General features: G+C 61.4%; 1 protein-coding gene. It reads left to right on the forward strand.

The window, feature by feature from the left end:
• The first annotated feature begins 67 nt into the window (after positions 1-67).
• Positions 68-1236 (forward strand): IS3 family transposase gene (locus ABID44_RS18650; RefSeq protein ID WP_354153176.1). Its coding sequence is split into 2 segments (ribosomal slippage): positions 68-332 and positions 332-1236, totalling 1170 coding nucleotides; the frame shifts between segments, so codons are not numbered across the junction.
• Positions 1237-1271 lie beyond the last annotated feature (35 nt).

Genomic DNA, 1271 nt, shown 5'->3' on the forward strand with positions numbered 1-1271 from the left:
CTGGTCTGCCCCCTGAAAAGTGGTCCTCCCTGAAGTAGGCTATTGAGCCGTTGGAGAGGACGTTGGAATGCCCCAGAAGAAGCATAAGCCCGAAGAGATCGTCGCGAAGCTGCGCCAGGTCGATGTTCTGTTATCACAGGGCCGTTCGGTCGGCGAAGCGGTTCGCACGATCGGCGTGACCCCGTTCACGTATTATCGCTGGCGCAAGGAGTTCGGCGGCCTGAAGGGTGACCAGGTGAAGCGGCTGAAGGAGCTGGAGAAAGAGAACGACCGGCTGCGCAAGGCTGTGTCGGACCTGACGCTCGAGAAGCTGATCCTGAAAGAGGCTGCCTCGGGAAACTATTGAGCCCCGCCCGTCGTCGTCGCTGCGTTGCCCATGTCGTGGCAAAGTTCTCCGTCTCGGAGCGGTTTGCCTGCAAGGTTCTCGGCCAGCATCGCTCGACCCAGCGCAAGAAGCCTTGCGGCCGTGCAGATGAAGAGGCGTTGACCGCCGACATCATCCGGCTCGCTTCCCGGTATGGCCGCTATGGCTATCGCCGGATCACGGCGATGCTGCGGTCGGAGGGATGGACGGTCAACGCCAAACGCGTCGAGCGCATCTGGCGGCGGGAGGGGCTGAAGGTTCCCCAGAAGCAACCGAAGAAAGGCCGGCTCTGGCTGAATGACGGATCGTGCATCCGGCTTCGGCCCGAGCATCCAAACCATGTCTGGTCCTATGACTTCGTCGAGGGCCGGACCCACGATGGCAGAAAGTTCCGCATGCTCAACATCATCGACGAGTTCACTCGGGAGTGCCTGGCGATCCGGATTGGTCGCAAGCTCAACTCGACCGACGTCATCGACGTTCTGTCGGACCTGTTCATTCTGCGCGGCGTGCCGGGCCATGTTCGTTCCGACAATGGCCCGGAGTTCATCGCCAAGGCCGTGCGGGAGTGGATCGTGGCCGTCGGCGCAAAGACCGCGTTCATCGAGCCGGGCAGCCCTTGGGAGAACGGCTATTGCGAGAGCTTCAACTCGAAGCTTCGCGACGAACTGCTCAACGGTGAGATCTTCTACAGCCTCGCCGAGGCCAAGGTCATCATTGAGGCATGGCGGCGCTACTATAACACCGAGCGGCCGCACTCATCGCTCGGATATAAACCGCCGGCACCAGAGGCCACTATCTGGCCTGCGCCACCACGCGGGTCAGCGCCATCATCTGCCCAGACAATGGCCCAAAAGCCCATCATGCATTAAGACTGAAACCGGACCACCCCATGGGGTCAGGCCAG

Source organism: Aquamicrobium ahrensii (genome assembly GCF_040545755.1).
Taxonomy (GTDB): Bacteria; Pseudomonadota; Alphaproteobacteria; order Rhizobiales; family Rhizobiaceae; genus Mesorhizobium; species Mesorhizobium ahrensii.